Annotated in this window: 24 protein-coding genes, 31 tRNA genes and 2 pseudogenes; 8 read left to right on the top strand and 49 right to left on the bottom strand. The window is 66.1% G+C overall.

The window, feature by feature from the left end; genetic code table 11:
• Window positions 1–32 precede the first annotated feature (32 nt).
• Window positions 33–860, top strand: a complete 828-nt coding sequence (locus ABZU53_RS28255; protein WP_354861117.1) for an SAM-dependent methyltransferase — start codon at window positions 33–35, stop codon at window positions 858–860.
• Between the two features lie 178 nt (window positions 861–1,038).
• On the opposite strand, the gene ABZU53_RS28250 is transcribed toward ABZU53_RS28255, so the two are convergent.
• The gene (locus tag ABZU53_RS28250) at window positions 1,039–1,293 is read right to left on the bottom strand and encodes a hypothetical protein (protein WP_355068508.1); all 255 of its coding nucleotides are present in this window, start codon (window positions 1,291–1,293) and stop codon (window positions 1,039–1,041) included.
• Between the two features lie 234 nt (window positions 1,294–1,527).
• Between ABZU53_RS28250 and ABZU53_RS28245 the strand changes: the two genes are divergently transcribed.
• Window positions 1,528–2,433: a methyltransferase domain-containing protein gene (locus ABZU53_RS28245; protein ID WP_354863285.1), complete on the top strand. Its 906-nt coding sequence runs from the start codon at window positions 1,528–1,530 to the stop codon at window positions 2,431–2,433.
• Window positions 2,434–2,569: 136 nt separating this feature from the next.
• On the opposite strand, the gene ABZU53_RS28240 is transcribed toward ABZU53_RS28245, so the two are convergent.
• Complete coding sequence (locus ABZU53_RS28240; RefSeq protein ID WP_355068545.1) at window positions 2,570–3,361, bottom strand: hypothetical protein; 792 nt, start codon at window positions 3,359–3,361, stop codon at window positions 2,570–2,572.
• 171 nt (window positions 3,362–3,532) lie between these two features.
• The gene (locus ABZU53_RS28235; protein WP_355068506.1) at window positions 3,533–4,069 is read right to left on the bottom strand and encodes a GNAT family N-acetyltransferase; all 537 of its coding nucleotides are present in this window, start codon (window positions 4,067–4,069) and stop codon (window positions 3,533–3,535) included.
• A 153-nt stretch (window positions 4,070–4,222) separates the two neighbouring features.
• Here ABZU53_RS28235 and ABZU53_RS28230 point away from each other — a divergent pair, with 153 nt between their 5' ends.
• Together ABZU53_RS28230 and ABZU53_RS28225 are read left to right on the top strand one after the other, a co-directional pair.
• Window positions 4,223–4,432 (top strand): hypothetical protein, encoded by a 210-nt coding sequence (locus tag ABZU53_RS28230; RefSeq protein WP_354863284.1) that lies wholly within the window; start codon window positions 4,223–4,225, stop codon window positions 4,430–4,432.
• Between the two features lie 167 nt (window positions 4,433–4,599).
• Window positions 4,600–4,851 (top strand): potassium transporter TrkA, encoded by a 252-nt coding sequence (locus ABZU53_RS28225; protein ID WP_354863283.1) that lies wholly within the window; start codon window positions 4,600–4,602, stop codon window positions 4,849–4,851.
• Between the two features lie 48 nt (window positions 4,852–4,899).
• Here ABZU53_RS28225 and ABZU53_RS28220 read toward each other — a convergent pair whose 3' ends face one another.
• The 5 genes from ABZU53_RS28220 to ABZU53_RS28200 all read right to left on the bottom strand — a co-directional run bounded on the left by ABZU53_RS28220 (window position 4,900) and on the right by ABZU53_RS28200 (window position 9,073).
• Window positions 4,900–5,229: a TraR/DksA C4-type zinc finger protein gene (locus tag ABZU53_RS28220; RefSeq protein ID WP_355068504.1), complete on the bottom strand. Its 330-nt coding sequence runs from the start codon at window positions 5,227–5,229 to the stop codon at window positions 4,900–4,902.
• Between the two features lie 397 nt (window positions 5,230–5,626).
• Window positions 5,627–5,854 (bottom strand): ferredoxin, encoded by a 228-nt coding sequence (locus ABZU53_RS28215; RefSeq protein WP_354862258.1) that lies wholly within the window; start codon window positions 5,852–5,854, stop codon window positions 5,627–5,629.
• Window positions 5,851–7,080: a cytochrome P450 gene (locus ABZU53_RS28210; protein ID WP_355068503.1), complete on the bottom strand. Its 1,230-nt coding sequence runs from the start codon at window positions 7,078–7,080 to the stop codon at window positions 5,851–5,853. Before ABZU53_RS28210 ends, ABZU53_RS28215 begins: the two co-directional genes overlap by 4 nt.
• 327 nt (window positions 7,081–7,407) lie before the next feature.
• On the bottom strand, window positions 7,408–8,091 hold the full coding sequence (locus ABZU53_RS28205) for a Type 1 glutamine amidotransferase-like domain-containing protein (protein ID WP_355068501.1): 684 nt from the start codon (window positions 8,089–8,091) through the stop codon (window positions 7,408–7,410).
• Window positions 8,092–8,257: 166 nt separating this feature from the next.
• Entirely contained in the window at window positions 8,258–9,073 is an 816-nt protein-coding gene (locus tag ABZU53_RS28200) for an NAD(P)H-binding protein (RefSeq protein ID WP_355068499.1), read from the bottom strand.
• Between the two features lie 189 nt (window positions 9,074–9,262).
• Between ABZU53_RS28200 and ABZU53_RS28195 the strand changes: the two genes are divergently transcribed.
• Window positions 9,263–9,583 carry a helix-turn-helix domain-containing protein gene (locus ABZU53_RS28195; protein ID WP_355068497.1) on the top strand — a complete coding sequence of 107 codons (321 nt, stop codon included), beginning with the start codon at window positions 9,263–9,265 and terminating at the stop codon, window positions 9,581–9,583.
• A gap of 76 nt (window positions 9,584–9,659) precedes the next feature.
• Here ABZU53_RS28195 and ABZU53_RS28190 read toward each other — a convergent pair.
• The 34 genes and pseudogenes from ABZU53_RS28190 to ABZU53_RS28025 form a co-directional block, all read right to left on the bottom strand.
• Window positions 9,660–9,730, bottom strand: a tRNA-Cys gene (locus ABZU53_RS28190).
• 9 nt (window positions 9,731–9,739) lie between these two features.
• Window positions 9,740–9,812, bottom strand: a tRNA-Arg gene (locus ABZU53_RS28185).
• A 5-nt stretch (window positions 9,813–9,817) separates the two neighbouring features.
• A tRNA-Tyr gene (locus tag ABZU53_RS28180) sits at window positions 9,818–9,901 on the bottom strand.
• A 318-nt stretch (window positions 9,902–10,219) separates the two neighbouring features.
• A tRNA-Val gene (locus ABZU53_RS28175) sits at window positions 10,220–10,291 on the bottom strand.
• A gap of 1 nt (window position 10,292) precedes the next feature.
• Window positions 10,293–10,366: transfer RNA gene (locus ABZU53_RS28170), tRNA-Asn, on the bottom strand.
• A 1-nt stretch (window position 10,367) separates the two neighbouring features.
• A tRNA-Glu gene (locus tag ABZU53_RS28165) sits at window positions 10,368–10,445 on the bottom strand.
• A gap of 12 nt (window positions 10,446–10,457) precedes the next feature.
• Window positions 10,458–10,529: transfer RNA gene (locus ABZU53_RS28160), tRNA-Val, on the bottom strand.
• Window position 10,530: 1 nt separating this feature from the next.
• A tRNA-Met gene (locus ABZU53_RS28155) sits at window positions 10,531–10,609 on the bottom strand.
• A 1-nt stretch (window position 10,610) separates the two neighbouring features.
• Window positions 10,611–10,684 (bottom strand) — tRNA-Lys (locus tag ABZU53_RS28150).
• A gap of 6 nt (window positions 10,685–10,690) precedes the next feature.
• A tRNA-Arg gene (locus tag ABZU53_RS28145) sits at window positions 10,691–10,764 on the bottom strand.
• A gap of 3 nt (window positions 10,765–10,767) precedes the next feature.
• Window positions 10,768–10,843, bottom strand: a tRNA-Lys gene (locus tag ABZU53_RS28140).
• A gap of 1 nt (window position 10,844) precedes the next feature.
• Window positions 10,845–10,935: transfer RNA gene (locus tag ABZU53_RS28135), tRNA-Ser, on the bottom strand.
• A 5-nt stretch (window positions 10,936–10,940) separates the two neighbouring features.
• Window positions 10,941–11,014, bottom strand: a tRNA-Pro gene (locus ABZU53_RS28130).
• Window positions 11,015–11,019: 5 nt separating this feature from the next.
• A tRNA-Pro gene (locus tag ABZU53_RS28125) sits at window positions 11,020–11,093 on the bottom strand.
• Window positions 11,094–11,097: 4 nt separating this feature from the next.
• Window positions 11,098–11,170: transfer RNA gene (locus ABZU53_RS28120), tRNA-Arg, on the bottom strand.
• 13 nt (window positions 11,171–11,183) lie between these two features.
• A tRNA-Ile gene (locus ABZU53_RS28115) sits at window positions 11,184–11,256 on the bottom strand.
• 1 nt (window position 11,257) lies between these two features.
• Window positions 11,258–11,343: transfer RNA gene (locus ABZU53_RS28110), tRNA-Ser, on the bottom strand.
• A 5-nt stretch (window positions 11,344–11,348) separates the two neighbouring features.
• Window positions 11,349–11,421 (bottom strand) — tRNA-Asn (locus tag ABZU53_RS28105).
• Between the two features lie 26 nt (window positions 11,422–11,447).
• Window positions 11,448–11,520, bottom strand: a tRNA-Ala gene (locus ABZU53_RS28100).
• A 14-nt stretch (window positions 11,521–11,534) separates the two neighbouring features.
• Window positions 11,535–11,617, bottom strand: a tRNA-Leu gene (locus ABZU53_RS28095).
• Window positions 11,618–11,629: 12 nt separating this feature from the next.
• Window positions 11,630–11,703, bottom strand: a tRNA-Met gene (locus ABZU53_RS28090).
• A 5-nt stretch (window positions 11,704–11,708) separates the two neighbouring features.
• Window positions 11,709–11,782 (bottom strand) — tRNA-Thr (locus ABZU53_RS28085).
• Window positions 11,783–11,903: 121 nt separating this feature from the next.
• Window positions 11,904–11,979 (bottom strand) — tRNA-Thr (locus tag ABZU53_RS28080).
• A gap of 1 nt (window position 11,980) precedes the next feature.
• Window positions 11,981–12,057 (bottom strand) — tRNA-Leu (locus tag ABZU53_RS28075).
• 6 nt (window positions 12,058–12,063) lie between these two features.
• Window positions 12,064–12,135 (bottom strand) — tRNA-Gln (locus ABZU53_RS28070).
• Between the two features lie 34 nt (window positions 12,136–12,169).
• Window positions 12,170–12,611, bottom strand: a pseudogene (locus tag ABZU53_RS28065) (HNH endonuclease).
• A 62-nt stretch (window positions 12,612–12,673) separates the two neighbouring features.
• A tRNA-Gly gene (locus ABZU53_RS28060) sits at window positions 12,674–12,746 on the bottom strand.
• 95 nt (window positions 12,747–12,841) lie between these two features.
• A tRNA-Gln gene (locus tag ABZU53_RS28055) sits at window positions 12,842–12,918 on the bottom strand.
• A gap of 7 nt (window positions 12,919–12,925) precedes the next feature.
• Window positions 12,926–12,998: transfer RNA gene (locus ABZU53_RS28050), tRNA-Gly, on the bottom strand.
• Between the two features lie 17 nt (window positions 12,999–13,015).
• Window positions 13,016–13,089 (bottom strand) — tRNA-Glu (locus tag ABZU53_RS28045).
• Between the two features lie 8 nt (window positions 13,090–13,097).
• Window positions 13,098–13,170 (bottom strand) — tRNA-Ala (locus tag ABZU53_RS28040).
• 186 nt (window positions 13,171–13,356) lie between these two features.
• A tRNA-Trp gene (locus ABZU53_RS28035) sits at window positions 13,357–13,429 on the bottom strand.
• Between the two features lie 445 nt (window positions 13,430–13,874).
• Window positions 13,875–15,626, bottom strand: coding sequence for a DUF6461 domain-containing protein (locus ABZU53_RS28030; RefSeq protein WP_355068495.1), 1,752 nt, complete (start codon window positions 15,624–15,626; stop codon window positions 13,875–13,877).
• Window positions 15,627–15,932: 306 nt separating this feature from the next.
• Complete coding sequence (locus ABZU53_RS28025; RefSeq protein WP_355068493.1) at window positions 15,933–16,592, bottom strand: class I SAM-dependent methyltransferase; 660 nt, start codon at window positions 16,590–16,592, stop codon at window positions 15,933–15,935.
• A 305-nt stretch (window positions 16,593–16,897) separates the two neighbouring features.
• Here ABZU53_RS28025 and ABZU53_RS28020 point away from each other — a divergent pair, with 305 nt between their 5' ends.
• Window positions 16,898–17,680 carry a methyltransferase domain-containing protein gene (locus tag ABZU53_RS28020; protein WP_355068491.1) on the top strand — a complete coding sequence of 261 codons (783 nt, stop codon included), beginning with the start codon at window positions 16,898–16,900 and terminating at the stop codon, window positions 17,678–17,680.
• A gap of 227 nt (window positions 17,681–17,907) precedes the next feature.
• Window positions 17,908–18,243 carry a hypothetical protein gene (locus ABZU53_RS28015; RefSeq protein WP_355068490.1) on the top strand — a complete coding sequence of 112 codons (336 nt, stop codon included), beginning with the start codon at window positions 17,908–17,910 and terminating at the stop codon, window positions 18,241–18,243.
• A 147-nt stretch (window positions 18,244–18,390) separates the two neighbouring features.
• On the opposite strand, the gene ABZU53_RS28010 is transcribed toward ABZU53_RS28015, so the two are convergent.
• The 6 genes from ABZU53_RS28010 to ABZU53_RS27985 form a co-directional block, all read right to left on the bottom strand.
• Entirely contained in the window at window positions 18,391–18,873 is a 483-nt protein-coding gene (locus ABZU53_RS28010) for a hypothetical protein (protein ID WP_355068487.1), read from the bottom strand.
• Between the two features lie 537 nt (window positions 18,874–19,410).
• Entirely contained in the window at window positions 19,411–20,274 is an 864-nt protein-coding gene (locus tag ABZU53_RS28005) for a hypothetical protein (protein ID WP_355068485.1), read from the bottom strand.
• Between the two features lie 31 nt (window positions 20,275–20,305).
• Window positions 20,306–20,626 carry a helix-turn-helix transcriptional regulator gene (locus ABZU53_RS28000; protein ID WP_355068543.1) on the bottom strand — a complete coding sequence of 107 codons (321 nt, stop codon included), beginning with the start codon at window positions 20,624–20,626 and terminating at the stop codon, window positions 20,306–20,308.
• An 85-nt stretch (window positions 20,627–20,711) separates the two neighbouring features.
• Window positions 20,712–21,737, bottom strand: a complete 1,026-nt coding sequence (locus tag ABZU53_RS27995; protein ID WP_355068483.1) for a hypothetical protein — start codon at window positions 21,735–21,737, stop codon at window positions 20,712–20,714.
• 714 nt (window positions 21,738–22,451) lie between these two features.
• Window positions 22,452–23,156 (bottom strand): hypothetical protein, encoded by a 705-nt coding sequence (locus ABZU53_RS27990; protein WP_355068481.1) that lies wholly within the window; start codon window positions 23,154–23,156, stop codon window positions 22,452–22,454.
• A gap of 22 nt (window positions 23,157–23,178) precedes the next feature.
• A complete protein-coding gene (locus ABZU53_RS27985; protein WP_355068479.1) occupies window positions 23,179–24,168 on the bottom strand; it encodes a hypothetical protein in 990 nt (329 codons plus the stop codon).
• A 787-nt stretch (window positions 24,169–24,955) separates the two neighbouring features.
• Here ABZU53_RS27985 and ABZU53_RS27980 point away from each other — a divergent pair.
• Entirely contained in the window at window positions 24,956–26,248 is a 1,293-nt protein-coding gene (locus tag ABZU53_RS27980) for a hypothetical protein (protein ID WP_355068478.1), read from the top strand.
• A 21-nt stretch (window positions 26,249–26,269) separates the two neighbouring features.
• Here the strand turns inward: ABZU53_RS27980 and ABZU53_RS27975 are convergent.
• A pseudogene (locus ABZU53_RS27975) lies at window positions 26,270–26,354 on the bottom strand (IS5/IS1182 family transposase); the annotation flags it as partial.

Raw genomic sequence — 26,354 nt, 5'->3', positions numbered from 1 at the left:
ACTGCGCCCGTCCCGATCGAATGGAGACGCCTGTGACCCGCGACAAGGCGGCACCCCCCGGCATCGACCCCAGCATTCCCAGCGTGGCCCGGGTCTATGACTTCTTCCTCGGCGGCAAGGACAACTTCGAGGTCGACCGACAGGTCGCCGAGCACGCCCTGCGGATCACACCGGATGGGCCGGCAGCCGGTCAGGCGAACCGGGCCTTTCTGCGTCGCGTGATTCGTTTCCTGGTCACCGAGGCGGGCATCGACCAGTTCCTCGACATCGGATCGGGGCTGCCCACCCAGGGCAACGTGCACGAGGTCGCCACCGAGCAGAACCCGAAGGCTCAGGTGGTGTATGTGGACAATGATCCGATCGTCCTGACACACGGACGGGCCCTGCTCGCCGCGGAGGGCACCGCGACGGTGATCCAGGCGGACGTCCGGGCACCACAGGAAATCCTCAACCATCCGGACGTACGTCGGTTCCTCGATTTTGACCGACCGATCGGGTTGTTGCTCTTCGCGATCCTGCACCACCTCGGTGACGACGAGGATCCGCGAGCGGTGGCGGCGGCGTTGATCGACGCGCTGCCCTCCGGCAGCTATGTGGCGATCTCGCACTTCCGCGACCCGGGTGAGCGGGACCCCGAAGGCTCCCGCAAGGCCCGCGAGGTCGAGCGGGTCTTCAACGAGTCGTTGGGCACCGGCCGCTGGCGTACGGACGAGGAGATCCTCTCGTTCGCCGATGGGCTGACGCTGCTGGAGCCGGGGCTGGTGCCGCTGGCCGAGTGGCGCCCAGAGCCGGGTACGCCCGCGCCGATGCAGACCGACACCTATCACACCTTCGTCGGGCTCCTCGCCCGCAAACCGTAGGCGTCGTTTCCGGTGCGGTCCGTCGGCGCGAACGCGTCCCGCCGACGGACCGCACCGCGTTGGTTCTTGACCCGGGCGAGTTGATGCCCCGCCAGTCTCCCGGACTCGGTGCTGCCCGCCACCTCCACGGTTTTCCGCGCACCACCAACGACGGTCTCGCGCCCAGCGCGGGAGCGGGTCATCCCTCGGCAGCGGGTTGGCTGTGCACCACCAGCTCGTCGATCTCCAACCGGCCGACGCGCAGCTCCCGCACGACCGCCCGGCGAATGGCTAGCCGCCCGATGACCAGCACCCCGACAGCCACGGCCCCGGCGGCCAGCGCCCCTACGGCGAGGGCACCGAACGACGCCACCCCCGCAGCTCGCGCGCCGGTAGCCACCGCGCCCGTCGCCAGCGCACCGTCGGCGCGCGTCCCGCTCAAACGCACGCTCACCCACCTCGGCACCACGCACCACGCCGCGGGCGACCTGCTCGCGGCGTGGTGCGTGGCGCCGAGCACTGCAGCGATTCGGTCCGGAGAACCGCTCCGAGGTTGCCCACCTACGTGATCTCCTTCGGCTCGCCGACTCGTGAGCCCCCTGCGACTGGGCCGGTCGAGGCGTTGCTGTGTCTGGTTTCAGCCCGTGTCGCGCTGACGCCGTACACGATCGGGCGTGAGGATGTGGGCATGAGTTCATCGCAGCCCGTCGTCGATCCCGGGCCCGAGCCGTACACGACGGGCGGGCCGGTGAATACTGCGGGCGCGCAGGCCACGACCCCGTCGCCACACTCCCCGGAGCCTGCCCCGGATCACCGCTACCTGCTCGACAATGCCCGGCGCGAGGCGGGCGAGCGGTTCAGCTGGCTGGCCGAGCTGTTCGACGGTGTCACGCGTGGGCACCTCGACCGGCTCGGAGTGCGGGCGGGCTGGCGCTGCTGGGAAGTTGGTGCCGGAGGTCCCAGCAATCCCGAGGCCCTGGCCACGGCCGTCGGACCAACCGGTTACGTGCTGGCCACGGACATCAATCCGGCCTGGTTGGACCCGCAGGGCGGGTACGAGGTTCTTCGGCACGACGTCGTCGGGGACCCGCCGCCGCAGTCCGGCACGTTTGACCTGGTACACGCGCGGCTCGTGCTCGTTCACGTGCCCGACCGGGCCCGGGCGTTGGCGACGATGGTGGCGGCGCTGCGGCCCGGCGGCTGGTTGTTGGTCGAGGATGCCGACACCGAGTTGCAGCCGTTGGCCTGTCTCGATGAGGTCGGTCCGGCGCAGCGGCGTGCCAACCGGCTGCGGCGTGCCGTCCGGGAGTTGATGACGCGCCGCGGTGCCGACCTGCGCTACGGCCGTACGCTGCCGCAGGCGTTGCGCGCGGCGGGCCTGGTCGATGTGGCGGCGGCCGGCTGCTTCCCGGTCGGTGGGGTGGCCTGCGACCGGCTGGAGATCGCGACGGTACGCATGGTCCGCGCCGAGTTGCTCGCCGCCGGGCTGGCCGACGACGCCGAGATCGACGCGCACCTGGCCGCCGTCGATGCCGGCGAGCTCGACCTCACCCTCGCGCCGCTGATCTCGGCATGGGGACGCCGTCCAGGCTAAGCGGTCTGCCTGGACTGGTCGTACAAGGCGCTGAAGGTCGCGGCCGCGTTCGACTCGTCTGGGCGCTCGCCTTGCCAAACCGCGAGGTCGTACGTCATGAACAGCGAGTATGCCCGGCCGGCAAACGGCAATCGAGTCACCCGTCGCCGAGCTGTCTCGTCCGGCTGCAGCAGAGGATCGTCGCGTCGTCAGGGGCGACGTCGCCGCGAACCTCAGCCTCCCTGACCCAGCGGATGACCTCGCCGGGTCCGACCGTCCCCGCCAGGTGCAGCAGTCCCGCCCAACTGGTCAGTCTGAGGGTGTCCACCAGCCGGCTCACGCCGTTGCTCAGCAGCGCAGCAACGGTCATCTCGTCCGTTGGGCAGCTGCCGGTGATCGCCTCGTCCACCACCCGCGGGTCGTCCTTGGCCACCCAAAAACCGCCCGGGCTGTTCCGTTGTGCACGCAACTCCAGCATGAGTCGCCGGTACTCGTCAGTGCCCTCCGGCACGCCCTTCAGCCGGGCCTCCACGGAGCGGGCGATCATCACCTCGCGCGGATCGTGGGCGACGAAGGGATCGGCCCCGGTCCGGCCGATGACCGCCACGGCGTCTCCGAGGACCAGGTGCTCAACGAGACCATCCGAGAATCGGAGCATCGCCACGGCCGCGTAAGGGCTGATGGAATTCGTGACATCGCAGGTGTCGCGATGCTCGTCGGTGATCCGCTCAATGCTCTCGGCCAGCACCTCACGTAGGGTCCGGTCGTGGGACAGCGCGCCCAGGAGAGCACCGCCGAGACGGGTGGCGTACCAGGTAACGCCGTGATGGCAGACCTTCTCGGCGCCGGCGATGCCACCCGCGCCGTCAACCAGAACCATGCCGGACGGCACGGCACCGGCGAAGTCCTCATTCTTCCGCCCCGGGTGCCCCGCATCGGTGGCCATCATCACCCGCACCACTCGATCATCACACAGTCAATACGTCCCGCGACTTCGCGAGGGTGAGCGGGCTCCCCGGATCGGCTCAACCGGGGGCCCGAACCGTTCAGCTACAAGCGCGGATTGCGGCGAATTGGCCTGCCGGACCGGAGCTGTCGGGACGGTCGCTGGGTGGACCGCTTACAGATCCATCGCATAGACCCGGACCTGGCGGCCGGTGTCCGGCTGCACGGTCTCGCGGTCCAGCGCCATGCCCAGCTTGACCATCACTCGCGCCGACGCCTCGTTGCCGACAACGTGGATGCTGACCAGCCGCCGCAGTCCGAGCTCGGCACGAGCGTGGGCGACCACGGCCTGGGCCGCCTCGGTGGCGAAGCCCCGGCCCCAGTACGCGCGGCCGAGCCGCCAGCCGATTTCCACGACCGGCATGATCTCGGGCAGGAAGGTTGGCACCGCCAGCCCGGTGAAACCGGCCAGCTCGCCGGTTTCCTTGATCTCCACCGCGTACAGGCCGAAGCCGTGCTCCTCCCAGTGCCGCTGATAGTTGGCCAGGCGCTCCGCGGTCGCTGCCCGGTCCAGGGTGCGGCCGTCATGGATGTACCGCATGACCTCGGGCTGTGCGTTCACCGCGGCGAAGCCGTCCAGATCGTTGCTTTGCCAGCGGCGCAACAGCAGCCGCGGAGTTTCCAGGGACGTGGCATCAAGGGAACTGGTCATGTCAGGCACGTCCCTTCGTAGCATTCCGGCGCTCACGAAGCGATGGACTATCCAGCCCGGCGCGCGGGGTCGTCGCCGGCGTTGCTGGCGGGGCATGGGCGGTCACCCGATGCGGATGTGGTCTCCACTCTGGGCGACGGCTATGGTTCGGGCATGCACGATCGACGCAGCCTTCGGCGCGTCGGCGGGCGAGCGCCGCTGCCGACGATGCTGCTGCTTGCCGTGCTCGTACTGGTGCTCTCCGCCACCCGGTCGATCGGGCTGTGCATCGTGTTCCGTTCCGCACGGCGGGCGATCCCCGGTTGTGTGCCCGCTTGGTCGGCGGATCGTGCTCCCCCGCGCCATGCGCGGGGCCTTGCCTGATCCACTCGCCCCGCTCGCGCCAGTCCCATGGCGCCGCCCGGCTGGCCGCCATGACCGGCCGGCCGCGCTGTCACCGCGCCCCGCCGCACTTCGCCTGGCCACACTCGCCGGCCTGCGCCGCTGTCGAGCCGCCGCGCACATTCGCCGCCCTGCCCGCTGGAGTTCCCATGATTGTCGAACTGACCCCGCTGCCCGGTATCGGGGTACGCCGCATGTTCACCACCGCCGACGGCCGCCGCGTGGGCGTGGTCACGCACCATTCGGGCGGCCGGCGAGATCTCGTCTACGAGTCCCCCGACGACCCCGACGCCACCTACTCGCTGACCCTGACCCGCTCCGAGGCCGTGACCCTCGCCGGGCTGCTGGGAATCCTTGACGTCCTGGACGTCGTCACCGTGGCGGAGTCATCTCCTGCGTGACGGCCTGTGGCTGCCGTGCCCACCGAGGCACGGCAGCCACACCGGGAATCAGCCGTTGTGCTTCGCCTGGCAGGACACGCAGAACTGCGCGTGCGGCAGGATTTCGAGCCGCTCGGCCGGGATGTTCTGGTGACACTTCGTGCAGGCACCGTAGGTACCGTCGCTGATGCGGCTCAGCGCACCGGTGATCTGCTCGATGTTGCGGCGGGCGGCCACCTGCAGTGCGGCCCGGTTGTGGGCCTCGCTCGGGTCGCCGGTGTCCGCGTTGAGCTCGGTCAATTCCCGTAGCCGAGCCGTCTGCGTGGCGAAGTCTTCCGCCAGGGACGCTCGCAGATCAGCCAGCCAACCCTGGTCGACGGTTCGATGATCGACGCTCATGGTCTACCTCTGCCTTTCGAAGGGAAAAAAGAAAAGGGCCGAAGCTTGATAGCTTCGCCCTGGCGGTCGTTCCGTGATGCAACGATTCCGCGGGGGGCCTCGGCCGGTTCGCGCCGGGCTCGACAGCCGGGAGGTGGGCGCGATGTGCAGCACGCGGACAACCGGCACCCGCATCCCGACCATCCGGCACGCCGCCGTCGCCACGTAGGCAGCCCCGATTGCCGCCACACCGGTGACGGCACGAGAGCGGAACGTCACCGGGGACATGTCTCCACCATAGGCGGCGACCGCAGCAATGCCAACGCGTGCGCCGAGGCCTCACTCCTACCATCATCCGCCGCCCGCGCCGGTCTTCGCGCCCAGCGCGGCGGCACGACCGTCGCGGCCCTCGGTCGGGTCACTCCTCCGGCGCGATCAGCCGGTCGTCGGTGGCATCGCGGACCGTGATCGCTTCCACCGGGCACGAGTCGGCGGCGTCGAGGACGACGTCGGCCGGGGCGACGACGTCGGCCAGCGGCTCGGACAGGCCGCCCACCAGGCGGAAGTGCTCAGGCGCGGTACCGGCACAGATGCTCGTGCCGATGCAGCGGCCCGAGTCCACCCCGATCCGCCACGCGGTACTCACCAGGCCACCGGCATGCCGAGCAGGCCCCGCACCAACATGCCCCGCTTCCACTCCAGCTCGGCTTCCGGAACGGCAAGCCGCAATCCGGGCAGGCGCGTCACGAGGGTGGCGACGGCGACCTGCAACTCCATGCGGGCCAGTTGCGCGCCGACGCAGTGGTGTACGCCGTGCCCGAAGCCCAGGTGCGGGTTCTGCTCGCGGTCGAAGTCCAGCCGGTCCGGGTCGGCGAAGACGGTACCGTCCCGATTCGCCGACGACAGCGAGCCGAGAACCGGCTCACCGGCCCGGACCAGCACCCCGCCGACCTCGACGTCCTCCTTGGCGTACCTGGCGAAGGAGGAGCCGACGCCGAGCGGCACGTACCGCAACAGTTCCTCGACCGCGGCCGGCACCAGCGACGGATCGGCCCGCAGCTGAGCGAGCTGGTCCGGATTGTGCAGCAGGACGTAGACGAAGTTGGGGATCTGGGTCACCGTGGTCTCGTGGCCGGCTGCGAGCAGCCCTCCGGCCAGCTCCACCAGCTCGGTCTCGCTGAGCCGATCCTCATTCTCGTCGCGGGCCCGCACCAACGCGCCGAGCAGGTCGTCGATCCCCGGGTCGCGGCGCCGCTCGGCGACCAGACCACCGATGTACCCCCAGAGATTGTTCAGGTACTCCTGGATCGTTTCCAGGGGCAGCGAGGTGGTCGAGACGATCGCCTCGGACCAGACGTGGAAGCGGTCGCGGTCGGCGTACGGGACCCCGAGCAGCTCGCAGATCACCTGGATCGGCAGCGGCGTGGCGACGTGCTCCACCAGGTCGGCCGGAGGACCGAGCCGGACCATGTCGTCGACCAGCGCGTCGGCGATCTCCTGGGTTCGGGGTCGCAGCGCCTCCACCCGACGTGCCGTGAACGCCTTCGCCACCAACCGGCGCAGCCGAGTGTGATCGGGCGGGTCCATGGTCAGCATGCCGCTGTACTGCTGGCGCGGGGTGAGCCTGGGCTCGTCGCGCTGGACGGACAGGGCGCGGCCGAACCGCACGTCACCGAGGACCGTACGGACGTCCTCGTACCGGGTGGCGAGCCACGCCTCCTCGCCGTAGGGGAGCTTTACCCGGGTCATCGGCTCGTTCTCGCGCAGCTCGCCATAGGTCGGATCGACGACGAGGCGGTCGGGCACACTGAACGGGTACGGCCGCGCGGGCGGAACCGTCCGACTCTCGGTGGTCTGCGCGCTCTCCGTCATCCGGATTCCCTTCGTCGAGGCGGCGTGATCCTCAGGCCGGCACCACGTTCGTAGCGGCGCCGGATTGCCAGCGTCCAGGGCTTGCGACCACCGCCGTATTGACGCTCAGTTATCTGTCGATATCGGATCGTAGCGGGATGGGTCGATGATCGCCATGGAGGCTGGTCCGCGTCCGGCGACGGTTGTGGTGCCGCTGCGAAGGAACCGCAGCGGCTCCTCGCCCGCGATCCACAGTGCTGGACGGCCTCGCTCTGGTGTGGTGCCCGGCCCAGTCCGGCGCGTACCCGCACTGACACCCGGCATGCCGATCGCTGTTGGCGGCGGCTATCAGGGGAACAGCTTCCAGTGCCCCTCGGAGACAACCTCGACGGCGCCGTCGACCACCTTGATGGCGGTGTCATCGTCGATGGCGTAGGTCGGGACCGGGATTCCGGACGCCCACTTCTGAATGGTGGACAGCTCGGTGCCCTCCATGTCCGGGTGATTGAGGTGTGGGTACAGCGTGAAATCCACCAGCCCCAGCGCCCGGTCAGCGCCCTCCGCCATGTCGCTGCCGTCGGGGACGAATTCGAGGTCGAACTCGGCATCGCAGTTGTACGGGGTGACCGCGATACTCCCGGCACTCACCCCCACGTAAACCGTATCGCTCAGCGACGGTAGGAGGTCGGCCAGACCCGACTGGCGCAGCCAGTAGGTCAGGTAGAGCACATCGCCGCCCCAGACGAGGAGGGCGTCGGCCTGCCGGACGGCCGGGACCCAGTTCTCTTCTCGGATGGTCGGCAGTGCGGTGAGCTCCAATATCCCCAGGGATTTCCAACCGAGCTGGGTCAGCGGGATGGTGGCCTGGCCGTGAATCGCCTTCCACGCCTTCTCACCTCCGCCGGGGAAGGGGTAGACACCGGTCGGAATGAACAGGGCCGTGGACTCGGCGATCGGCTTGCCCAGCAGGTCGACCAGCGCATTGCGAATGCTCGGGTTCTGGACGCCCCCGGACGTCAGAAGAAGCCTCACCCGTGCCTCCTGTACGTAGCGGTCATGACGCTCCCCTAGAGGGTCAGAGGTCGGGTGCATGGGACGACAGAATGGACACCATAGCGAAACTCAACGCCGTTGCAGCCCCTCAAGCCCTCGCACGCGCATCGGCATGAGCGGAGGGCATTCTTGTGAAGCAACTGTGTCACTGCGTGCCAGGGCGCGTGGCGGCCGTGGCATCCGCAGCGACGGTGAGTGGATCCCTGAGCGGTCGATCCAGCAGGCGCACGAGGTCGGGGCCGGTGTTGTCGAGGAACCCGTGGCGGACACCGGTGGCGATTGAGGCCAGCATCGGCGGCTGGAACGGCAGCAGGTTGGGGTCGCCGAGAAGGCGGGTGCGGTACTCACCCAGGCCGATTGTGTGGTGCGCGACGCCGAGACGGTCGGCGATGCCGCCAGCGGTAATCGGGTCCCCGACCAGGTCGTACACCTTGCCGACGTGCGCGGTGGGCTCGCTTGCGACGACGGCTGCGGCAGCTGCCAGGTCGGCCCGCGCTACCGCGGAGAGTGCACCGGCCCCGAATGCTGATTCCAGGCCGTCAGGAGTCCACGCGAGCAAGGCACCGAACAGTTCGGCGTACAGCCCGTTTCGCAGGATGGTCCACGCGAGCCCGCCGCTCTTGATCATTCGCTCGGTGGCCCTGTGGGCGAGCGCGAACCCGAGGTGGTCCCCGGCGCTGGTCAGGCTGGTGTAAACCACGTGGGCCACGCCGTCGCGGCCTGCGGCGTCGAGAAGAGACCGGTGACGCGCGATGACCTGGTCGTCCTCGGCATAGCCGGCCGAGACGAGGACCAGGGTCGAAACGCCTGTGAGATCGAGGGTTGCGGGGTCGTCGAAGTCAAGGTGGCGCTGTGCGCTGGTGGGAGTGCGACTTCCTGCCAGGGCGGGTACGTCTCGCTCGCCGAGCTCTGCGAGTGTGAGCGAAGCGAGCTGTCCGTTGGCGCCGGTCACCATGATCATTGCGATTCGGTCCCCTACCGTGGTTCTCTTCAGTAACTACAGTGAGAGCCTGGACCCGCGCCCGGTGGCTCACAAGGAGGCAGTCTCGTGTCACTAGCGCACACCGAAGTAACCGCGGGAGCCGCCGAGCTCGAACCATGCGGACAGCCGGATCACGCAGACTGCGGCATCCGAGACGTTCTTGACCGGGTGGGCGACAAGTGGTCGGTTCTCGTGATCGTCGAACTCGCCAACGGGCCGCGACGCTTCCGCCAACTCCAGCGCGCCATCGACGGGATCTCCCAGCGCATGCTGACCCTCACGGTGCGCCGCCTGGAACGAGACGGCCTCGTCCTTCGGACCGTGTACGCGACCGTGCCCGCCCAGGTCGACTACCGCCTCACCGAAACCGGCACAAGCCTCACCCACCTCGTCAAAGCACTCGCCGACTGGTCACTGGCACACCGCGCAGCCATCTCCGAAGCCCGTCAGGCCTACGACAGCGACCACCCCGACAACGAGATCCGGTGACGCGCAGCGCGTCCTGAGCCCCGACAGTTGGTCGACCTGAGCATCTCGCTCGTTATCCGACAGTGGATGGCAGTTGAGGCCGTGACCGGGATCGAACCGGCGTACGCGGTTTTGCAGACCGCTCCCTCACCACTCGGGCACACGACCAGGCAGAAGCGCCCGCGGAGGGAATCGAACCCCCGACACCCAGCTCCGGAAGCTGGTGCTCTGTCCCCTGAGCTACGCAGGCATGCGTGGGAGTGGAGAGATTCGAACTCCCTGAGCGCGAACGCACCGGGGTTACAGCCCGGCCCACCTCACCATCGGTGGCGCACTCCCTTGGGGTGACTGGCGGGTACTGACCTACCGCCCGCGAACCAGCCGATATACGTGCTCGCGTCGTACCCGAAATTCGTCGGCCAGCTCGACCGCGCGGCGTCCGCTTCGGAACCCAGCAATGATGGCGTCGCGCTCTGATTGCCGGAGACGCCGCCGCTTGGTGTCGTACCCAGCGATGGCCCGGCCGATCTGGTCCCGGCGGCGGGCACCCATCAGCGGGGCGATGCGCTCCATGAGGTCGACCGCCGGGTACCCCCGAATATCCGGCGGGTGTCGGTCACCGGTTCCTGCCAGCCACAACTGCGGCCCGAAGGCCAGTGCCCGTACCTGGACTCGAACCAGGGCGACCCGGTGTGTGGGACCGGTGCTCTGCCGCTGAGCTATACGGGCGTGGCTCCCCTGCCTGGACTCGAACCAAGATCAGCCGGTTAACAGCCGGCCGCTCTACCTTTGAGCTACAAGGGAATGGCAGCGCGGACGGGACTCGAACCCGCACATGTCCCGGGTGAAAGCCGGGCGACTCTTCCAATTCGTCCACCGCGCCAGGTGGTGTGCGTGCCCCGAGCTGGAATCGAACCAGCGGCCCCCGGTTTGTCGAACCGGTGCTCTCCCGCTGAGCTATCAGGGCTTGGTGGCGAGGGTGGGATTCGAACCCACGATCTCCGGCTTATGAGGCCGGCGAGGACGACCGAACTCCTCTACCCCGCAGTGGGCCGCCGGGGACTCGAACCCCGAACCCTCGGATTAAAAGTCCACAGCTCTACGCCATTGAGCTAACGGCCCGAAACGTCCCCCGAGCAGGAATCGAACCTGCGACGACCCGGTTTAGGAAACCAGCGCTCTATCCGCTGAGCTACCGGGGGATTTGGTACGCCGAGTGGGATTCGAACCCACGACCTACGGAGTAAGAGTCCGCAGCTCTGTCCACTGAGCTACCGGCGCATGGCGGAGGGAAGGAGGGTCGAACTCCTACGGGCTTGCACCCCAACCGTTTTCGAGACGGTGGCCGTCGCCATCTGTCGGCTGGCCCCTCCATGAGTCGGGTAGACAGGAATTGAACCTGCGACCTCTCGCTCCCGAAGCGAGCGCGCTACCAAGCTGCGCCACTACCCGTTGAGTCGGGATAGCCGGATTCGAACCGACGACTTCCGGTCCCCCAGACCGGAGCGCTACCTGACTGCGCCATATCCCGAAAGAGCCCCCGACTGGAATCGAACCAGCGACACCGAAATCCGTAATCTCGTGCTCTATCCACTGAGCTACGGGGGCAAGACTTGTTGCGTGCCGACGGGAGGACTCGAACCTCCGGCCCCCGACTTATCAGGTCGGTGCTCTAACCGCTGAGCTACGACGGCTTGGCGGAAGGTGCGGGAGTCGAACCCACAACGGCCGGAGCCGCAACGGATTAGCAGTCCGTCTGCCCTACCTATGGCAAACCCTCCTTGCGCGCTGACGACGGGACTCGAACCCGCGGCCTTCCGGCTAACAACCGGATGCTCTTGCCACTGAGCTACGTCAGCATGGTCCCGGCCGGCGGCCGGGAGAGTGGAGTCGGACGGAATTGAACCGACGGCCTTCGCGGTGCGAATGCGACGCTCTACCAACTGAGCTACGACCCCATGGTGGTGCTGCGTGCGCTCGGGGAGAGTCGAACTCCCACGCCTTTCGGCACCGGCTTCTGAGGCCGGCGTGTCTACCAGGTTCCACCACGAGCGCGTGGTTGCTGCGTGCCGACGCCCGGTGTCGAACCGGGGACCTTCCCGTTATGAGCGGGACGCTCTGACCACCTGAGCTACGTCGGCGAGAGAGCCAGCGACGGGAGTCGAACCCGCATCCTCGCCCTTACGAGGGGCGCGCTCTGCCCTGGTGAGCTTCGCTGGCGTGGTCCCGGTGGGTCTCTCGCGTGCCAGGGCGGCGCCGCCGTTTTCACCGACGGATCACCGTCAGGGGCGCTATCCCTGCCTTACGGGCGTCCCGGCCCGCGAGAGACCCACCGGGTGTGTGGAGCCGGCGACCGGGATCGAACCGGCCCACTCGCGCTTACAAGGCGCGTGCTCTGCCAACTGAGCTACGCCGGCCTGGTGCCCTCGGCGCGATTCGAACGCGCACTGTCCAGGCCCTCGACCTGGTGCCTCCTGCCGTTGGGCTACGAGGGCATCGAGCTGGGAGCAGGGGATTCGAACCTCTACGCACTGGGTCAGAGCCAGCGATGCTGCCGGTTACATCAGCTCCCATCGCGGCCGGCGGGGTGATGGCCCGCCAGCCGAGTCAGCGCTGCGCCAGCGACCCCCACGCCGGCACGACCGGGCTGATGCGAAGCACCATGCCGGCCTCGGCCGGGGTCCGGTCGCCCTTGCGCTGGTTGCAGGGCGCGCACGCGCTGACGGTGTTCCGCCAGGTGTTCTGCCCACCCCGGGCGGGGCAGGATGTGGTCGACCGTCACGGACGGACCCTCGCAGTAGCCGCACCGCCGTTCGTCGCGGGCCAGGACGCCGCCCTTGGACCAGGCGGGGCCCTTCGTGTACCGCCACCGGGTGACGACGTACCGGACGAGCCGGACCACCTTCGGCATGGGGAACACGCCGATGAGTTGGTCGGGTTCGGCTTCGTGGATCTCGGCGACCCGCCGGCAGAGCATCCGGATCGCGTGGGCGACCGTGACCCGGTGGAGCGGGCCGAGGTCGGCGTTGATGACGAGAACGGGGCCCACTGGCACTTCAACGATAGGTGTCAACTCGGTGATGTCGCATTGTCTCTATGTAAGAGACATCGAGCGGCTACCGGGACTTGAACCCGGGACCTCGACGTTGGCAACGTCGCGCTCTACCAACTGAGCTACAACCGCGTGGAGCCCCCGGCCGGAGTCGAACCATCCCCAAGAGGAAGTCGAATTCCGGATTCGCAGATCCGAGACGACTTTCTCCGCTGGTCAAGTGCGAGCTCCGGGAGCAGGAATCGAACCTGCGTTCGTACCGGGATCCAAAGTCCCGTCGCCCTTGCCAGCAGAGCATCCCGGAACGGTTGAGCGGTCGGCGGGCACCGACCCCGCTTCTTCGGTTTGGAAGACCGACGTGTCCGCCAAGTTCACCACGACCGCATGGCATCCTGCGTGCGTAGGCCGTACGGGGCTCGAACCCGTAACCTCCTGGCTGAGAACCAGGTGAGCTGCCAGCTTGCTCCAACGGCCCATGAAGCGTGGAGAAGAAGGGATTCGAACCCTCGACCTCCGGTCTGCCGAACCGGCGCTCTCCCAACTGAGCTACAACCCCATCGTCCGGGACCGGGGTGTCGAACCCCGTGTCTCTCGCTCCCAAAGCGAGCGGGTCAGCCGTCTCCCTCGTCCCGGAGGTAGTGCCCCCGGCCGGCCCATACGGGCGCCGGCCGGGGCCTTACCAATGCCATCCACTGTGGAGTTGAGAATCTACAACGCCGCCGGCCGAAGCCGGGACGAAAAGCAGGGGCGGCAGGACTCGAACCTGCATCCGTCGGTTTTGGAGACCGGTGCTCCACCAGTTGAGCTACGCCCCTATGAAGTTGTTCCAGTAACGAGAAAGCCGCCCTATCCCTGTCAGGGTGGGCGGCTTCGCAGCTTGCGCTGGCGCTATTCGCGCCGCCACCCCGGCTTCCAGTTCCGCTCACTCGCGCACAGATCGTGGGCTCGTCCAATCGAGGGCAGCACGACACCGCCGCGCGGCATGAGCCGCGTGGTTTCGGTGTAGGCGTACTGCAACACGGGGAACTCCTCAGGTTGGTCGGGACGACCTTGCTCATTCAAGGTAGGCGCTGCGCCGATCGGATGGCAATGGATATTCCGAGCTACCTCCACGTAGCTCGCAGCCAGCTGTAGCGGGTGACTGGAGGTGGACAGCCGCTAGAGCCACCTCGGCGTAGACGTCGGGCTGGAACAGGATCATCGTCCGCCGTCATGGATGTGGCTGAGGTCCTCGTCTCGGACCGCGGTGCGGCTGTGTGCCTATCCTGTTATGCGGTAACCGATGCCGTCCGCGCGGATCCGGTTGAGGTCGGCAGCGGTGATGCCCCGGCCGGTGAACCGTGCGACCGCGACCAGTCCCTTCTCACTGCGATCACCGAGCTCGGCGAAGTCGATCCCGGCGAGAGCTGCGGCAACCTCCGGCGGGTACTCGTCGCGCCCCCATGGCTCGAAGGCAGCGAGCAGTTGACCTGCCTCCGCGAAGGAGAGCCGGGTGACGGCGTTGACGTTCCAGAACATGCTGGCCGCCCGGCCACCGGCCGACGCGTTACGCAGCACTGCGGCGTCCGTGCCGCGGAAGCCGTTGTCCTCCACGACCAGGACCGCGTCACCGCCGTCCAGCACGGTGATCCAGGGGTCGATGGCACGACGCAGTGACAGGTCGCGCTGAATGTCATCGACCGATTCCGGCTGGTCCGGGTCGGCTCCGAACGCACGTAACGCCTGCTCGACCGTAGCGCCAGTGACGACGGTGACAGTCGCCGCCTGGGAGAGCGAGCTACGGCGAATCCATCGGTACGCGTGCTCGGGGGGCCGGGCCGGCTCGGGGTCGCCGCGCAGCCGGTGCCCAAGTTGGTCGGTGAGCTTGTAGGCGATTTCCGGTGCGGCGGGTGCGCCCCAGACGACGAGCTTGTAGCTCTCGAGCTCGGCGTCGAGGTCGTCGCGCCCGCGGGCGTGTACCCGGGTCCGGTATTCGCCGGGCCACGGCGGGGTCTGCCGGCGTAGGCCGCGGCTGCCCGTGCCGTCCGGCGCCATCACTGATGCGCGCCCCTCGGCGGCACGCCAGCTCACTTCGACGATCTCCTCCCAGCCGGACTCCAGCTCGTCCGGGGCTTCCGCGAGCACGGCCAATTCAACGCGGACCATGCCCGCCGCGACACCGGTGCGCACGACGATGCCGCCGTCGGCCACGGCGACCATCCCGTTGCCTGCGAAGTCGGCCTGCTCGGGCAACTCGTGCTCGGCAAGCCCGAACCGGTGCTCGGCCACGGTCACCGTGCCGGACATATGGCGCGGCAGCAGGTACTCCGCGCGGATCCTGGCGAGCAACGCCGCCGCATATGCCGGAGGCATGAGTGCGTCCCGCAGCAGTAGCACCGCGGCGCCGACTCCCAAGCCGACGGTGGCGGCGGCACGATCCACGATCACGGGTGGCGCCGCCTGGTGGACCACGGCACCAGCAACCGCCACCGCCAAGCCGAGATGAGCTGCACCGTGCTCGGCGGCGATCGATGGCTCATCCGTCGCCGCCGGCTTGACTGCCAGCAGCGGCGCGATCACAGGGTGCGCCGCAAGCTCGCGCACCAACGCAACCGTACGGTCGGCCAGTCCGGGACGCAGTCGGTGCAGCAAAGCCGTCGCGGACGTCGCCTCGCTATCGTGACCACCCGCGGCCATCCACACATACTGGGCATCCGGCGGCCGGAGCAGACCCGCCACCAGGTCCGGCGCACAACTCCAGTCATGGCCGCCGACAACCAACTCGAGCGCGCCGAGCAGGCGCTCCACCGGCAGCGGCCCCAGCGCTCGCAACGCCGTCACGCACTCGGGCTCACCACCGGCCGAGTGGTCGAACCGGTGAGCACCCACCGAATGCGAGCCCGCCTCCTCTGGCACGGCCAGGCGACCCAGCAGACGCGCGGGCATCGCAGGGATCCGTTCAACGAACGCCGGCATCGTCGCCGCGGCGAAGGCCGCCAGCCCCTCGCTTGCCTGAGCCGATACGTCAGTCATCGTCCGCTCCCCGTCAGCGCGATCACCTGGGCCGCGAGGATACCGGACGACGGTCAGGCGTCTCGCAACAGCGAAACAGGACCAGACCGCCCTGGCCTAACGGGTCGCCATGTCCGCGCATGACCCTGAGACGCGGCCGCAGCGAAGCCCGGATCGAGCATCGCTCCTGCGCACCACCCGCCATACACACGGGTGGGATCGAGGTCTCATCTGACGGAACAAGCTACTGGCCCGGCGCGGCGGGTCTGTGCGACCGACGTCGATGTGAGCAGACTTGTCAATGCGACAGTCGACGCCCGTGATCCCCTACCCAATTCCGGAGTCGGTCTTGCGGACCAGCATGTACCCGTATGGGGGCTCCGGTTCTTCAGGTGGCGTGCTGCCCTGAAAGATCAGTGCGAACCCGGCGGCGGCGAAGCGTTCCTCCATTTCTCGGGCAGAGAGCCAGTACCGGTCGAAGTCGATGCCGAAGCTCCCGACGCGGCTGCCGGGAGGGTTACGGTGCCCGGTGCCATCGCCGTGCTTGAAGGCGGTCACCAGGTATCCGCCCGGCTTAACTACCCGGGCGAGTTCGGCGAAGGCCGGAACCCTGGCTTCTGATGCCAGGTAGATCAGCGAGAACCAGCAGACCACCCCGGCCAGCGAGGCGTCCTCGAACGGCAGGTGACGCAGGTCGGCAACCTCGTATGTGAAGCCGGGGTTCTCCCGTCGTGCCACCTCGACCATCCTGGGCGAGAGATCCACGCCGCGCGGCGACAGGCCTCGGCTCGCAAGGTAGGGAAGAAGCCGTCCGGTGCCGCAGCCCACGTCCGCGATCTCCGCGCCCACCGCCAGGGTCATCTCGGCGAACAGGTCGAGCATCGCCCGCTCGACCGGCATGCTCTCGAGCACTCCGGACAGGTTCTTGGCGTACCACTCCGAGAGCACGTCATGGGCGTCTCGGAGTTCTTCGGTCCTGGCGTCCATCCCCGTTGGCCTTCCCGTCGAGACCCGTTGTGGCGGCGAATCTACCCCCGACTGGGCGAGGTGCCTCCTATGGGGACGGCTTCAGCGTTCGCGTGCGCGGGCAGAGCGACCAGATGGCCCGTCTGCCACTGCCGTAGGTGGTCTACTCGTGTTGCCAACCGAGGAGAACTACGCCGGGGAGGGCCGTCAGCTCGGCGGAGCATCCGTCTCCGCGCTTGCTGGTACGCCGCCGTCCAGCACGGTTGCTGTCAGCGTTGCTGTCAAGGCGGCAGCGCCTCCGCAATCGCGGAAATAGGCTGTCGATCATGCATGGGTTCACCGACGTCGACCGCCAGTCAGACCCGGACTCGTGGGTCGACGTACTGGACCGCCTCACCGAGGAACCCTTCTACCAGGCATACCAGCAGCGGGTCCGTCAGCTGCTCCATCCGGCGCCTGGCCGTCGCTACGCTGATGTTGGCGCTGGCACAGGGGCAAGCGCAGCCCAGTTGAAAGATGAATACGGTGTCAGCGTGGCAACCGTGGACTATGCACTGACCATGGCTGCTGCCATGCAAGCCCGCGGCTTGACCCAAAGCACCGTCGCCGACGCCCATCACCTGCCGTTCCTCAGCAACTCATTCGATGGGGCCTGGGCCGATCGCACGCTGCAACACCTCGCCGATCCCCACGCCGCGATCAAGGAACTCATCAGGGTTGTCCGGCCGGATGGCCGCATTGTCCTCGCAGACCCCGACTACGACACTCAGGTACTCGACATCGCCAACCAAAGCTTGGCCCGGCGCGTGCTGAGATTCCGGGCTGATGTCCTCCTCCGCAACGGCACCCTGGCGCATCAACATGCCGGCCTTCTCGCCGCACACGGCCTGGTCGACGTCACCATCGAACCCCGAACACTGCTGGTCCGGAACCCGACCGCCGTCGACAACGTCCTCGGCCTCCGCAGCTGGGCTGCCACAGCTGCTCAACGCGGCGCACTCGACCCGGCCGAAGCTCGTGCGTTCGAAGACCAGTTCGACGACGCCGTCGTTGCACACCGGTTCACATACGCAGTCACGTTCTTCCTCACCGCCGCCACGGTCACCTGAAACGCACGCACCCGCTGGGAGGCGTCAGACGTTGAAGGGAAACTCAGAGCCGCCGTCCTACCACCAGCGGAAACACTGGTCGGCGCCTGCTCACACGGCATCCTGGGCTGCCATCGTTGGTGGGTCGTTGACGACGTTTGACGGTGTCTTGTGCCTCCTGTGTGCCCCACCCGCCGGTACGGCGTGATTAGCTGCTGCCACTGGCATCCGGCGGCGATAGGATCGACGTGACGTTGACCAAGAAGGGCTCTCGACTCATCACGGTCGACGGCGTGGTCTTCAGGTGGCGGGTGCGTGGACGACCTACCTACGCGCAGGCGCTCGGTGAGCGGCCACTCTCCCTCGCCGTTGAGCAAGCCGACTGCAAGGGCGGCGTACTGCTGGTCAGCATGCCCCAGGACCACCCGAGCAATTGGATCGGCTGCCCGTCGGTCCCTTTTCTTCCATCGATGGTCGCGGCAGTCATCCGCAAGGCGCTGAGCGAGGGATGGCGTCCTGGCCAGCTGGCGGCGGCCTTCCGCACTACTGCGCCCGACGCATCGCAAGAGCCGCCTACTCCTTGACCCCCAGGCAACCAACACGGGGGTTGGCCCGCCGTTTTGCGGGCGTTGAACTGCTGGGAACGTCCATCAGCATTCCTGCTCGTCCGCTGGCGTCCGTCCCGATCGTCACCAGTTAGTCACTCCCAGGCGAGTTGCAAGATCGTTGCATCAATCGTCCTCGGTGACTGTGAAGGGCGCGTAGCCCTCCCTCACCTCCGTCACGTCAAGGTCGCTGAAGATGAGAGTGATGGCGTGAGCGTTCATCTTGAAGCGGACCTCGTGAAAGGGAATGCCGACCTTGTCAGCCCACGACCGGGCACGCTCGGAGTCTGCCACCACCTCCGCACCTGGGTAGAGCGGCTGCCAGCGCACCGCCCACACAAAGCCGTCCAGGTCCGGACCGATCTCCCGGTCGGTCAGTCGCTCGTCGAGCGAGCAACGCCAGGTCTCGGGACTCACCGCCGTCTGCACCTCGGCTGCGACGCAGTACTTGAAGAGGTAGCGGAGGTGGACGGGTGGGATGCCGGTACGCGGGTCTGCGGTGAGGTAGACGATGACTTCGTAGTCGCGGACGTAGTCGGTGTACCCGTGATGCACGATCGCGCCGTCGAAGATGTCATCCAACGCCTGGCTGAGCTGCGCGATCTCCATGCCCCGTTCTACCACCCGCCGGAACACTGCCCTGGCGGGGACGGTCGAGCACTGTCAGCTCGGGAATCGGGTTAAGTAGGGCTCCTTGGGCCTAGTGCCAGCTGGTCGTGGGAGTACGGACGATCCGAGCAGGCTTCCCCATGGGCCTCTACTAGCCGGTGTTGACCGCTGCATCGGGCACGGATCGGGCACGGGAGCCGGGTGGCTGAGGCTTGAACCCCTAACACCTACGCCGCCGCTACCAAGCCCGCGTCAAACAAGCCCACTTCCAGCGAAGACAGCAGCAACACAAGGAAGCGAGGTGTCCGACCGGCCGACCGTGGGCGGAGTGCGTCAACGGTGCGCGAGCCTCGGGTCGGCCGGCAGCCTGTGGGGCGGCGCGGCAACGCCTAGCGCAAGCGCCAGCATGAGACAGCCGCCGAGGAACGGCAGCGACATCACGGGCTGGCCGAGCCATTCCCACAGGGGATGCCAGCGAAGGTGCGGCTCGCTCAGGTGATGCGACAGCATCAGCGACGTACTCAACAGGATCGGTGCTCACCACAGCAACATCGCGAAGCCGAACAGGAATTTCGCCGATCCTTGGGTCAGCGGATGGCGCCCCTCCGTACGTCGACTGGCCCAGCCGAACAGCCACCATCCACTGAGCGTGCCCAGAACGAAGGCGACAACGCCGACAGGATAGGCGCTCCACGGGGTTGATCGGGTCATGGCCAAGCTCATCTTCGGCGTCGTGTTGTCGTCGTTGATGGTTACTTCGAGATTGTTGTCACCACGGTGCGCGTACACCGTGATGGTTGAGGGTATGGCCGCGGGGTCGCATCGCGGGTCGTCGGGAATGCAGGCGTACGCGTCGGAGTAGACCGGTTCGGTGTAGTCCCATCCGGAGCCCTGCAGCCGCTGTCGAAGCTCGGCGAGGACTCGCGGACGGCTGTCGGCCGGGAGTTGCTCGAAGGACGCGCCAAGACCGGCCAGCGAATATTCGCCGCCGTCACCCAACAGCAGGTCGGAAGCGGAGCTCCAACTCAGCGATCTGCCGTAGATGATGAAGACGGAGGGCGGGTCAACCGTGTCGATGTCGCTGACCCGCTTGTCCGGATACAGCTGGCTGACTGCGACGGCAAGCTCGTTGTGGTCGAGCGGACGGGAGCCGAGCCAGGTGAGCCAGGTGCCGAAGGACGCGGCGAACAGACCGCAGGCCAACGTGAAGATCGATGCCCAGAGGACCACGGTACGGCTCGCGGGTCGGCCAAGGCGGGCGCGCAGACGGTGACGTACGAGATTTGCCGCCACACGCGCACCCCGGCTGGTGGATGCGGTGTCGTGGACCGTCTCGAGGATTTCGGCACCGCGCTTCCGACGGTAGTCGCGCGGGTAGGACAGCAGTAACCAGCGGTGCATGAGGTCTCCCAGGACCCGGCGTCAGTCCGGATCAGGCGAGATTGGGCCGCAGGATGCGCAGCCGGGATTCGGCGGCGGCCGCCAGTTGGCGCAGCCGTTCCGTCTGACGCGCGAGCTCGGCACGGCCATCGGCGCGCAGCCGATAGAGCCGGCGCAGCCGGCCGTCGACGATTTGCTCGTGGCTGAGCTCGACCATGCCCTGTGCCGTCAGTCGGTCCAAGGCGGCGTAGAGGGTTCCCGGCAGCAGGGTGACGCGGCCATCCGACAAGACGGCGACCTCCTGGATGATCCCGTAACCATGGCGCGGCTCGTCGGCCAACGCGGTCAGGATCAGAAAAGTGGCCTCGCGCATCTCAGTCACCGAGGCAACATATATTGCTGATCAATCTATCGTCAATGCCAATGGGCCAGGACGGCACACTGGACATCCCGCTCGCCTAGCGGTAGGCGTCGAGTACCGCGCGCAGGGGCTGGTACGAGTCGTCTGGGTAGTGGACGCCACGGATGCTGCGATGGATCGCCGAGGTCAACTCAGTGCGCGGCCCGATGCGCCGGGCTATGTGGGCCACGGCGAGCAGGTCAAGCCGGTCGCCGGTGACGTCCAGGTTCGCTCGCATAGGCAGCCAACGCGCCTGGTGGTTGCGGCAGATTGTCTCGCCGAGGTACCAGACAGCGCAGTTGAAGACCGGGTCGTCGTAGAGAGTGCCGGTGCCGGCCTGGGGGGCGAGCGCCTCGCGCAGTACTTCCTCCAGGGCGCCGAGAGAGGCGGGCGTGAAGTCGAAGTCTGCGGGGCGTCCGGTGGCCTCGGCCCAGCGGGGGAAGACTTCTTCCTGCACGGCCAGCCATTCGGCAAGGCTCTCACCGAGCGGCCCGGGGTCCAGCGGGCCCGGGGCGTCCGGGAGAGGGTGGCCTTTCGGGCTCTGCGAGGGCTGGTTGCGGGCTCGCGTGAGCGCCCGATCGACAGCCGTCTGCCAGGGCGCATACTGATGTAGGAACGAGGACAAATGGCCGGTGTACTCCGGGCGGGCCGCAGAGACGACGGCCTCGGACGGGTTGCAGTAGGGAAAGTCGTCCTCGTACAACTCTTCTTTCTCCTGAAGTTCTGCCAGCTCCCAGTGCTCCAGCACCTCTTTCGGGAGCCTGACGACGGGTTCGGTGCGTGCGTGGACACCGAGGCCGGGCTGCGGAGCGCACCGCCAAACGGCACCGTAGTTGCGTACGTGGACCTCACCTACATACCAGGCGGATACGGTCATGAACGCGTCGTCCCGGGCGGCCTGCGCGTCGTCGTAGGACGGGTAGCGGCGCTTGATCTCCTGTTCAAGGCGGTCGAGGGAGCCGGTGCTGAAGTCCCATCGTCCTTCGGTTTGTTCGACCCACCCGGAAAAGAGGGCTGCTTGAGTGTGGAGCCATCCGTTCAGGCGTGGGTTGTCGGCCCACTCCGGGTCGTCAATGTTGCTCATGGGCGGTGAGCCTAGGTGTTCTATGGACGTTGCTGACAGGGCTGGGATCTTGAAACAGGTGCGGACGTCCGGGGAGGGTGGGGCCTGTCGAAGATTCCGTTTCACCCAGGAGGTCCTCGTGCGCCTGGCTAACTGCGTGGCCGATGCGGCCGCCGTTCGCCGCAGCGGCATCTACAGAGGAACTTGCGGCACCCAAGGTTCCCAAAGTGACCCCGGAGGTGGTCCCCAGCCGGACCACCGACCGGCCCAGCCAGCCCGAAGGGGGCCAGGTGCCAGAGGGCACACCCGCGATCATCGCGGCGGCCGCCGCTCAACCACGCGACGCACCGCTGCTCCCAATGTAAGCGGCGCATACGGCGAAGCCCGTTACCGGCTACTCCGGTAACGGGCTTCGGACCGTACAAACTGAGAGTGGGCGATGCTGGTATCGAACCAGCGACCCCTTCGGTGTGAATGTTGGTCGTGACCGCCAACGAGCATCGGTAGGTGTCGTCTGATGCGCCCCTCTGCGAGCCGGATGCCGTTGGTAGGCGCTTGCTCAGCATCAACGCGTGGTGTTTTGCTGACTTCTCGCTGACGTCACGCCGAGGCCTCCACTCTCTCGTGCGACGACGTTGAGCCACCAGCTTGGCCGATCCGCCAAGCAGGCCACTAGGTGGGTCAGCGGCCCGTGCCAACTCTAGTCCGTCTTCGTCGTTTGACAGTGGCGCTGGCCTACTGAACACGGCTAGCTCCAGGCTGTCGCCAACCAAGCGGATCTAGCTCTTGCAAGAGGTCTATCATCTGTTGATCTGATTTGACTTTCGGATGCCTAACGAAACAGACGTTGCGATTTACGTATCCACCTCTTGACTGGCTAAAGGTGAAGGTTTCGCCATGCATGGACGTGACGAGCCCCGGTAGGACTCGTCGCCCAACAGGAAGGTCGGGAACGAAACGCGTCATCGTAAACACGGGCCGCTCGCGCCTCAAGTAGTCATCCCTAGCGTTTACGACCTCGTAGACTCCGGAGCCCGGCACGGTTTCCAAAACCGATCCAACGGAATGCGAAAAAAACCGGCGCTTGAAATCCTGATCCAGCCCAAATGCCTGTACGCGGATCTCGGTCGGCGTCTGCGTAAATCGCCATACGCCAAGAAACTGTTGACCGTCTCGCTCTGATGTGTAGTGCCAATAGCCGTGGAAGTATCGCTCCCGGCCCCAGTGCAATTTAAGAAGCGGACCCATACGGGATAGAAGCGCGAAGCAGAGCGACGTCAACAGCCGATACACCGCGGCGGAGGATAGAAGAACCAGGATCAGCCGGTAAAAGCCGGAGATGCTGGACTTGGCCAAGACACCGTTGATCGCGATACCGTATGTCACCACAACCACAAGGGTTGCGGTGCCTATACGCTGGATGGCGAGGCCCTTATCCAAGTCCTCTCCCGACCGAGTCTTGCTAGATCATGTCAGCCCGGACAGCGCCGCGAAGAAGATAGGATTGCGCCGGATCCGCCCACTCGGTTGACAGGGCATCATATAGCGAGTCAAAAGAGTGCTTGAGCGTGTGCACGGCGTTCAACATCTCGTCCATCGCTACAGCAGGTATCCCGCTCGGGAATTCAGCAGCGATAACGGCCGGCCCCACGCTTGCATGCCCAGCAAGCATATCCTCTCTGCTATGGCGGGCAAATGCTTGGGCAACGGCAACCGGAACGTCGTTCTTGGTTGCTAGGCTCGTGAATGCGTCGTGTGCCTTCTCGGCCACACCTGGGTCGGCTTCCAGGAACTGAAGGCAAGCTGCATATGCGGGTACATGGTTCCGCGCGAGATGCTCCAGGTATGAGCATATGAGAGTAGTTGCGATAGCCGGTTGACTGCTAAGAATGTCGCGCCCATCAACCGAAAGCGCCTTGCCGACGGCACGAGTCAAGTCGATATAGTGGTCCTGCTCGTCGGCGGCATGTAGGAGAAGTCTGCGGCGGCCGTCGGAGGAGGAGGCGTAGGCAGCCGCGACACATCCGATTCTTGGGGTTTGGGCGGTGAAGTGACAAACTTCAACCATCAAGGAGATCAGCAAGCTTGATCGTCTTTGTTCGTCTTCTAGTAGCCGGAATATCGGATGGATGACTGAATGCCGCTTCCACATCGTTACTGCCGCATTTAGCGTTTCCAACGCTGAAACAACCGAGACAACTTCCCGATCAGCCCCCACCTCTATCCAGAGCCCGACGTCCCTTAGGGCTGCGACAAAGGATTCGATAGCGCCGACGTCACACCCAATGGTTACGGCTACCTCGCCTGATGACGCTCCCTGCTTCAGCAGAGCCCAGGCGCGGGATAGATCAAAGGACCCGTCAGTGGCAACGGTGAAGGACTCGTCTCGACTAAGGACAATGGCTGAGTTGCGATCAGTTTGCACCAGCACCGCATGGCGTATGCGTTCCATGCGACTAGTCACAAAGAACTACTGCACCGGCTTGTGATGACCCGACTGTCTTCAACGCATCCTCGAATGGAATTCGAGCTACCTTGACTCTCGGCGGAGTTGGTGCTGATTGGCCTGAGTTGGCTTGCCTGCTCTCGGAGGTCTGGCTGGAATCAGCTGGCATTGCCTCTCCAATCAACTGTCGTGCAACCCTGCTAGCAGGGTCTCACAGTCTTTGCCATAGGTCTATGGTCTCTAAATCAGTCGGCTCCCGGCATGTTGTCGGCTGTCTGACAGAGGCAGGTAGGCAAGATCCTTTTGGCCGAGGATCTCCGGCGACAGGACGCAGCCATGGGCGCGTCCCTCTCCCTGACCTTCTGATCCGTAGCTCCGGGCGATGGAGTCCGGTTGGGCTGCCCGTGCCGTCGACCGGTGCGTGGCGGTCGCTCGCGCGGTGCTGCGGGTCGGTCGGTTGCTGTACTTCGCTGCTGTACTTCGGTCGGCGTCACCCCGGCTTTGCAAAGATCAGGACTGCTGTCTGCCGGCGTCGGTGACTGCCGCTGGCCTGCTCGCCGTGTCGCCCACCGTCGACCCGAGACCATGTGCGTCGGCGGGCTTGGCTGTACGGATGGCTGTACAGCCTGACCGCCTCGTCCCGTGCGCTGGCACGGCACACCATCTGCTGCTGTTCCGTGCTGTTAGGCCCTGGCGGCTCCAACAGCCGAACTTTTGGCATCGGCGCAGGCGGGTGCCAGTAGGAGTTGATATCTGACACTATATATCTATGCCGAATTCGGGAGCCGACGAGATGCGGCCAGACCTTCCAGGCATTGCCGGCGAAACGGCCCTGTCTGAGCTCGCTGCGACCACAGATTTGTTCGTAGATTACGGCAAAATAAGACCGGAACAAGCTCGTAAAGATGCCGAGACTTATTTCAAGGCATGGAAGGTCGTGCTAGAGCGGAACCCTGCGGCGATAGAACAGCTCGACCCAGATGACAAGTCGGACCTAGATGCGCGGTGGAGAAAAGCAAGTCTCGGCGTCGGAAGGGGATTCGTTTCCGCACTATCTCGCGCCGACTCTCTCATGGTTCATCGAAGCGGGGACGGATGGTTTCCATTCACCGTGAACTTCATACAGGGATTGAATTCGGCAGAATACGGATACGATGCCGCCGTAGAGCGTCGCCTTCTGTCCGAATACCTCCAGTGCACCTGGAATTGCAATTTCATGGAAGTGATCGGTTCTCCAGCTCTCGGTGGCACCCCCCAAGGATGGGACGCCTTCATTTTCTGGTCCATTCAGGCGATTTCCGAGGTAGCTGCCGCGAGCGCAAAAGCCGAGCACATGCAACTCGCCGCTATAATGACCGCTTTTCTCGCTAGACGGGCAAGAAAGGCAGCTGAGCAGCGAGATCGCCGAGACTTCACGGTCCGAGACCGGGTCCTAGGATCATTCGTGGTCGTCCGAGAGCTTCATTTGCTGGCCGCCCGCAACGAGTCCATGATCGAGCGATACGGCGAGAAGCATGTCGAAAAGCGCTTCGAGCAGCAGCTAAGCCTACTCCTGCAATCGCTAGGGTTCGTCGTAGTGACGGCAGATACGGGCGAGAAAAGGGTCGACCTTATCTGCTTTGCGCCCGGCAGTTCTAGTGCTGGCTACTCCATGCTCGTCGAGGCCAAGAGCACCAAGAACAAGTACAGTCTCCCCACAAAGGACGCGCGCGCAATCGAAGAGTACGTCGCAGATGCGCGCGGCAAGCTGACCACACTGCCGCCACTAAAGATCGTGCTTATTGTTGGACCCGATACAACAGACACGATTGCAAGCAAGATTCGATCGCTAGAAGGTGAAACTGGCGTGCCGGTGCGCTACCTACATGCGCGAACCCTGGCATGGATGCGCGACAGACTGCCGGGGCCTCTACCTCTGGAAGCTTTCCTGCGGGCAGTGCTAAATTGCGGCCCTTTTGTCACGTTGGAGGCAATCAAGGCGATCGTTGAAGCGGACGGCATATCGCGGTCGGCACACGCCGATTTCGTAAAAGCCCTTCTTCATGGAAAGCCTGCAGGGGAAAGGGCGTTGCCAAGCATCGAGTAGCACCTCTTCACTGAGCCCTTTTCATCCTGCGTAGCGGTTGGCTTCGACGCGGTGGAGAACGAGGATGGCCTGCACGATCGTGGTCGCTCGGCGTGGGCAGCAGCGC

It is taken from the genome of Micromonospora sp. NPDC005194 (assembly GCF_040608335.1).
In the GTDB taxonomy this organism is placed as follows: Bacteria; Actinomycetota; Actinomycetes; order Mycobacteriales; family Micromonosporaceae; genus Micromonospora.
Note: the sequence above shows the minus strand (reverse complement) of the source record. Positions and strands in the feature narration are given on the sequence as shown.